General features: G+C 61.0%; 8 protein-coding genes, 1 pseudogene and 1 other annotated feature. Of the genes and pseudogenes, 3 read left to right on the plus strand and 6 right to left on the minus strand.

The genetic code is table 11. The features are described from left to right. Positions 1-649: 649 nt before the first annotated feature. Entirely contained in the window at positions 650-1732 is a 1083-nt protein-coding gene (locus tag DM816_RS39180) for a hypothetical protein (RefSeq protein WP_162908295.1), read from the plus strand. Between the two features lie 34 nt (positions 1733-1766). Here DM816_RS39180 and DM816_RS43280 read toward each other — a convergent pair whose 3' ends face one another. Next, the gene (locus DM816_RS43280; RefSeq protein WP_162908296.1) at positions 1767-2051 is read right to left on the minus strand and encodes a hypothetical protein; all 285 of its coding nucleotides are present in this window, start codon (positions 2049-2051) and stop codon (positions 1767-1769) included. A gap of 33 nt (positions 2052-2084) precedes the next feature. On the opposite strand from DM816_RS43280, the gene DM816_RS39185 reads away from it, so the two are divergent. Then, entirely contained in the window at positions 2085-3119 is a 1035-nt protein-coding gene (locus tag DM816_RS39185) for an alpha/beta hydrolase (protein WP_211589052.1), read from the plus strand. 2 nt (positions 3120-3121) lie between these two features. Beyond that, positions 3122-4246 carry a hypothetical protein gene (locus DM816_RS43285; protein ID WP_162908298.1) on the plus strand — a complete coding sequence of 375 codons (1125 nt, stop codon included), beginning with the start codon at positions 3122-3124 and terminating at the stop codon, positions 4244-4246. Between the two features lie 236 nt (positions 4247-4482). Here DM816_RS43285 and DM816_RS39195 read toward each other — a convergent pair whose 3' ends face one another. From DM816_RS39195 to DM816_RS44055, 5 genes and pseudogenes are all read right to left on the minus strand, one after another. Then, a complete protein-coding gene (locus DM816_RS39195; RefSeq protein ID WP_117215544.1) occupies positions 4483-5130 on the minus strand; it encodes a transposase in 648 nt (215 codons plus the stop codon). A 7-nt stretch (positions 5131-5137) separates the two neighbouring features. Then, complete coding sequence (locus DM816_RS39200; RefSeq protein ID WP_162908299.1) at positions 5138-5557, minus strand: transposase; 420 nt, start codon at positions 5555-5557, stop codon at positions 5138-5140. A 276-nt stretch (positions 5558-5833) separates the two neighbouring features. Beyond that, positions 5834-6217: a DDE-type integrase/transposase/recombinase gene (locus tag DM816_RS39205; protein WP_162908300.1), complete on the minus strand. Its 384-nt coding sequence runs from the start codon at positions 6215-6217 to the stop codon at positions 5834-5836. Positions 6218-6233: 16 nt separating this feature from the next. Beyond that, a pseudogene (locus tag DM816_RS46060) lies at positions 6234-6404 on the minus strand (hypothetical protein); the annotation flags it as partial. Further along, positions 6366-6497: a sequence feature (AL1L pseudoknot), on the minus strand. It overlaps the preceding pseudogene by 39 nt. After that, positions 6455-6703, minus strand: a 249-nt coding sequence (locus DM816_RS44055; protein ID WP_483964173.1) for a transposase, incomplete at its 5' end; no start/stop codon positions are given. (Overlaps the previous feature by 43 nt.)

Genomic DNA, 6703 nt, shown 5'->3' on the forward strand with positions numbered 1-6703 from the left:
CCTGACCGTGCTCAGCCTCGACCCCGCCGGCAAGGGCCGCGCCCGCTGGTCCAACAGATGGAAAGCCGCTTTGAATGCCTTCGACATCACCTTCGACGGCCGCGTCAGCGCCGGCCGCCACTAATATCGACGACACTCCACATCAGACACAACCACCGAAGAAATCTTCCACCACTTACTTGACACACCCATGGAGCCAGTCTGTGCGAAGACGCCCGTGCCAGATTGCTGCACCGCTGCTTGGTAAGTGGCTGGGCTCGGGGGGCTTTGGGGCATCTCTTCTCGATTGGTTGCTTTGATGGTGATCCTGTAGCTGGTCGACGGCGTCGACTCGAATTGAGCCGGGCGAGCCAGATATGACATCGATCACTATCCTGGGTTCGACGGAGGCCTTTCTGGATGCGGCGAGGAGGAATGTCCAATTTAGCGGACTTGTGATAGGTCGGTGCGCCAGACTACCAGCGTCGCTTGGCAGAGGTTGCCCCTCTTAATCTCCCAAGCCATTAGGGGTTGCTTGCCACTGAGCCCACCGCTAACCTTCGCTCCCACACGGGGACTCATTCTATATTGCGCAGAGGCCCCGCCGATCGAGTACGACGGCGGCGTTGTTGTTGTTGCGTCGTCGTCACAACACTTGCTGGAGGAGCTTGTGAGACGACCTTCGACCGTGGTGGCTCAGGTAGGTTTAGCCCTTGCTGCAGCTGCCGCGATCGCATTGCCCGCGTCGCCAGTGAGCGCCGCCGAGGGTCGCAGCGATCGGGACGCGGGTAAACAACGCTTCACGTCAGTGACGTTCGACGGCGTGAGGAAGCCCGCAACACCGAATACTGTCGGCGAGGAATACGCTACAACCCGGGCAAATCCGCAGCGCGGAGCCGACAAGAAACAGGCGTTCATCGACAGCGAGGCGGCCGCGGGCCGCTTCCACGACCGCAACTCAATCGACTACCTGCGCTTTGAACACCCCAATGGTGAGGCTGTGGAAGCGTTGGTTCCACGAAACTATCGCATCGACTCTGTCGTCGTGGGGGCTGGACTCAAGCGGGGCCCCGACGGCAAGGACGAGATGACGGTATCTGCGTCAGCAACCGGTGGCGAAGTCGAGACATCTGATCACCTGGCATACCCGGCCGGCCCCGGTTTTGAGACCTTCTCATATGTCAATGACGGTACGTACTGGCTGACAAGCCAGTACGGCGCGCTCGAATTCCACTGGATCAAGTACAAGGACAAACTCGAAACCAACAACACCAAAGACGCCTGGGCCTACACACGCTGGGCGGAGGGAACCCACGGTTCTGCCGGCTGGCCAAGGTACTGGTACGTCATGGACATGGGCATGCGGTCGTACCCAACGAGTTCATCGCGCAACATTCTGCTGGGCTGGCTCGGTTACTCGCCAGACATCGGCGAACACCAGGCAAACTGCAACGACAACTGGACTGTCGCCGTGTACAACCTCGCCTATAACTTCAAGGCGTGCGAAACCTACCGCGTGGACCGTAACAGTTACTACCAGGACGCCGGCGACATGAGCGTCAACTGGAAGAACAATCAATTCTCGTGGGTGTATGCCTCCGGAGGGCCACAAAAGATGGCCGCAATCTTCGCGGTGACATCGAGACAGGGCTACCAGCCGTACTACAAGGACTACATCTACATCAACTGGATGAATGATTCGATGAACCGGATCGGCGGATGTGGCGCCACTGACGGCAGCGCCAACTGCTGACACGATGCTAGCCAAGAAAAAGGCAGTCCCCCGGTCACGCAGATACGCCGGGGGGCTGCCCCTCGCACTCACTGCCATCTTTGCGGTTATCGGCATCCTCGTCTTTGCTCTTGTCCTCGATGCCGGCACCGACACAGACGCGGCGAACAACCGCCAACCCGGGCCGCAGCCAGAATCGCCGAGAATCTGTCGCATCCGTGATGCGCGATGCGCCGAACTCGAAGTGGGCAGCATCGGCTTGGTGCAATACGCCATATTGCCAAGTCGAGGAAAGCCTAAAGGCCTCATTCTCGCTGAGGTAGGAGGTCCAGGCGGCCATACATTAGCTCGCTCAGATCGAGCTACGCTCGGATTGCCTTCTCAACTCGACTCGTTTGATATTTTGGTGATAAATGAACCATGGCGCGACGATGAGGCAGATGCCGGATGCAAGGATGCACTGACGAATTTCGCCTCCTCGATCGGAGATGAAGGTCAAACGGGATCAGCTACGGCCGCATGTCAGCTTTCTGTATGGACCGAGAAGTCCTACCGGCTGGCGGTGCAATCCATAGCCGATCGCGAACGGCAAGCCATCACCGGAATCGTGGGGCATTCATTTGGTGCCCTCCCGGCCACCGCTGCGGCGAAGGCGTTCCCGGACGCATTCCTCTTACTCAGCGCGCCAATCGCTCCGCCCACCGTGCCGGGCAGCCAGGTGGTAGCCGACCGCAGGTTCAGCGTCGAGACAGCGCTCGATCAAAGCTACGCGCGTCAATGCAAGATCCTTGGCTTCGACTGCTCCCTTACCGGCACACAAGTCGCTACGAGCGCGATCGCAAGGACATCACCGATTGTGGTCACGAGCCGTAGCAAGCCTGTGACGAATAGCGATGTCGCGGTGGCAACATTGGCGGCGCTCTACGGAATCGACACCAACGAACGTTGGCTCTGGAAGACACTCGCACAGTTGCCGGACCTCGATCCCGAATCCACCGCACAGGTCGGGAAGTTTGCAGACCAGCTTCTCATGCGCCATGGTAGTGGCAACATCGCTCCTGGGTTAGGTGCTTTCATCGAAGGCTTTTGCACAAGCTACACAGGCTGGAGCCCCGATACGGAAACCTCAAAGGGACCGTCATCCTTTCTCAGGGATCTAGGAATGCAATGCGCCCAAACACACGTGAGCGCAGGATGGAATCTGGACGGCGTAGGCGAGCGCACTGGCCCGACCTGTATCTACGGCAACGAAGCCGATCCGGTCACACCAAACGTCTGGGCGGTCCAATGGGCGCAGCTTCTCCCGAAGGCCGCGCTTGTCCAGTATCGTCATAATGGCCACGCCAGCCTTAGCATTGCTACGAGCTCTGTCTTCGCAGGGCAATGCCCAATCATCGGAGGAAGTTAGAGTTGATCAAATTGGCTTGGCCACGACGACGGTTGTGGCCGATCATGCTGGTTTCAATTGTGGCCCTGCTTGCCGGCGTAACAGCTGCGTACATCGCACGCAACCACGTCTCGGAGCGGCGGGAAGGCATCGCTCCCTCTGTGACGAGTGTGACCGAAGTGAACTGGGCTGACGCCACAGTAGACACCGAGATCGACATTCTTGGTGCATGCCCAGCTGGGCGATGGACCTTCGGCTCCTCAACCAGCGGTGAACTGGCCGATCATGCCGTCGGAGGCAGGACTGGCAGCAGTGCCCGGCTGGTTACGTCTATCAGTTCGGTCGCCTATGGCGACCTGACGGGCGACAGCGAACCTGAAGCGGTGCTTACCGTTGCCTGCATCCAATCCGACATTTCGTCGTCTGTCCACCCATTTCTAAGTGGTCAGCTGCTCGCCGTAACCGTCCGATCTGGACGCTTGGTCGGAATTGGGCTGGCAGGCCCAGAACACGCGCGTTATCCATCGGTCCGTGTTCAGGACGAGAGAATTCTGGCCCAGGTATGGTATGCGGCGCTGGACGGAAACAGACGCGAATACTCGATCTTTGCGCCTGCACACCTACGAGTGTTTGAATGGAATCGTAACGCTTTCACTCAGGTCGCCGGACGTGAAGCACCGCTGGTGCTGGCACCAGCGAAGGACGACCTCGGCTCACCAAGTCTACTACCTACCATTCTTAAAGACGGACAACAGAGCGCCTGCCCCGGCGGCACCGTACGATTCAAGCACTCGGAGGTCAGCCATAACGGAGCCCAGCTCCTGGTCACCGGAACAGCCCAACCAGCCGACCTCGACAACGACGGGGACCAAGAGCTGCTCGTCCAGATCCGCTGTACGTATCGAGGCGTCAGCGCCGACTCGTTGCTGGTGATGAAACAGAGCCCAAGTGGTCTAGTCACGATTGACGTGCCAGTGGCAAATGCTGGGCAGTGGGACATCGAGGACGGCTGGTCGCTAAGAAACTCAGTGCTCAATGTCGTACTTCTCGAACGCGGTTCAGGCAAGGCAACCGAAATCAGCATGCCGTGGAACGGCACGAAATTCGAGAAGGTGGTGGGCGCCTTTGAGATTGGGACGCCAAGGTAGGACTCGGTAGACAGCGAACTCCGCTTTGTCCCTATTGACGTGGGTTTAACCTTCTGAGCCTATTTTGGCAGTTTCGATGGCGGGCGTTAAATCCAGGGCCTGCGGTTGTCTCGGCAATGGTTCGGGGTCCCGTCCATCGGGGGCGAACCATCGTGCCCAGCTGATGCACGCTCCAACCAGCCCGACAAACAGCAGGGTGCCGCCCACTTGGTGGGCTTTTGGCCAAGGCCGTGAAGTTAAGGGTCGGTCTGGTTTGTCGAGGGGGTCTGGGCTGGGAGGATGCTAATGCTCAGGGTGGCTTTGTAGGTTTTGCGGTTGAGTCGTAAGCCTTTGTAGGCGTAGCGGGACAGTGGCCGTTTCACTGTGCGTGGGCTGACGCGTAGCCGGCGTGAGGGCAGCAGGTTGTCCAGAATCTGCCGGCCGATACGGCCGACAAGATCGATGGTGGTGTCGGCGATCACGTTGGTGGCCTGGACGAGTAGATCACGGGCGGTGTGCAAGGCGATGGTGAAACTGGCCCGGTCCGGGTCCACCGCGGCGACCTGGGCGGCAGCAGCGATCGCGATGCGGATGACTTGGTAGACGGCCAGCAGGGCGTAGACCTCCTGGGCGATCAGCGCAGGGCTGGCCGAGCGCAGCACCCGCCGACCCAGCAACGTCGATTTGATTTCCAGGTAGCAGGTTTCAACTTCCCACCTTTCGTGATACAAGGTCACTGTCTGAAGTGCCGGGAACCGTTGACAGTCAAGAAGTGTGGTGGCCAGCCGGTAGACCCCGGTGCATTTGCCGGCGGGGGTGCGGATGGTGATTTCACATTCGATGATGCGTACCTTCACCCGGCCGATCACCGACAGGTACGACCCGTCGCGCAACCGGCCCAACATCGGCGGTTTACGGCTGGCGCACAACCGGGCCAGGAAAATCCGCGTTGGCCCCGGCAACTTCGGTCAGGAAGTCGTTACTGGAAAAGCCCCGATCCAAAAGCACCAGCATCCCCTGGTGCAGGCTGCGCGTGAGCCGTCGCCCTTGCGTGGTCTCGCCCGCGGTCTTGGGACCGAACACCGCGTCGATGACCGCCCGGGTGCCGCACGCCACCAACGCCACCAGCCGGATCTGCGGATATCCGGCCCCGCCGTGCTGGCTGGAATGCCTGCCCAGCCGGTGTAGGTGGCCCGGTGTGTCGGGCACGTCCAGCACGGTGCCGTCGATCGCGCACACCAGCAGGCCATACCAGCGGGTTCCCGCCGTCAGAGCACTGCAGGCCGGACCACGCAGCGGGAGTGTCAGAGGATCTTCGTGTTCGCGTTTCACCCAATCGCCGGAAGCTGCGGAAACGCTTGGCAGGGCGCGGCGCTTACACCAGTGCGCCGATAGGCCCGCTCTTCGAGATCCCCACCAAAGGCGACCCGCGACTGGTCGCCCGGCAGGGCAGCCCACTGCGAAACCGTATTCCGTCCTAAACCACGCAAAGAGGTGCAGTATGAAACCAAATCCTTATCGTACGAGTCGCCGACGGAGCCCATCGACGGCAGAATCCCGTTGTCGGCCAACCGTTGCGAGAACCGGAACGACGTGTAGGTCCCGGGTTCAACCGGTCGAACCCCGGTCGGAGTGGTGGACCAGGCCGGTCAGGTCGGCTCCCTCGGCCCGCCGACGCCAGGTCGCCATCTGCAAAGCGTCCAAGGCGAGGTCGGTGTACAGCGAGGTGGCCACCTGCCAGCCGACGATCATGCGGGAGTACACGTCGAGGATGAACGCCGCGTACACCCAGCCTGCGCTTGTGCGCACATAGGTCAGGTCCGCGACCCACAACTGGTTGGGCCTATCCGCGGTGAAGTCACGTTCGACGAGGTCGGCGGGCCGTGCGGTCTCGGGTGCGGGTCGAGTGGTCCGTGGGGACTTGTCGCGCAGCAGCCCTCGCAGCCCGGCCTGGCGCATCAGCCGCTCGACCGTGCACCTGGCCACGGTCACGCCTTTGGCGGTTCAGTTCGTGCCACACCTTGCGGGCGCCGTAGACGCTGTAGTTCTCCTGATGTACCTGCTCGATCTTCGCGGAGAGTTCGCTGTCACGTACCGCCCGGGCGCTGACCGGGCGGGTCTTGGCGGCATAGCAGGTCGACGGTGCGATCTGTGCCGGCGTGTCCTCCAGCGCCTGCAGGACCGGCTGGACACCGTACTGTTCCCGTTAGGAGTCAACGAATTCCACCTTCATCGCGACGGACGGTCCAGCTCCGCCGCGAAGAAAGACGCCGCGGACTTGAGGATCTGGTTGGCCCGGCGCAGCTCTCGAACCTCCCGCTCCAGTTCGGCGATCCTAGTACGGCAGTCACGGGTTATGGCTTGACCAGGTTGATTCGAGTTGGTGCCGGCGTTTGTAGTGGCTGGCGCGTGCTCGGGCTTGGTGGTGTCGGCGCCAGGCGGACCAGTGTTGTATCCGGGTGAGGTCGGCGGGTCGGG

The organism is Allorhizocola rhizosphaerae (genome assembly GCF_003426775.1).
Lineage (GTDB): Bacteria > Actinomycetota > Actinomycetes > Mycobacteriales > Micromonosporaceae > Allorhizocola > Allorhizocola rhizosphaerae.

Coding starts and splice junctions, on each gene's coding strand:
- DM816_RS43280 (WP_162908296.1), bottom strand. CDS start 2,051: ATGGCCGCCTGGACCTCCTACCTCAGCGAGAATGAGGCCTTTAGGCTT.
- DM816_RS39195 (WP_117215544.1), bottom strand. CDS start 5,130: ATGTTGGGCCGGTTGCGCGACGGGTCGTACCTGTCGGTGATCGGCCGG.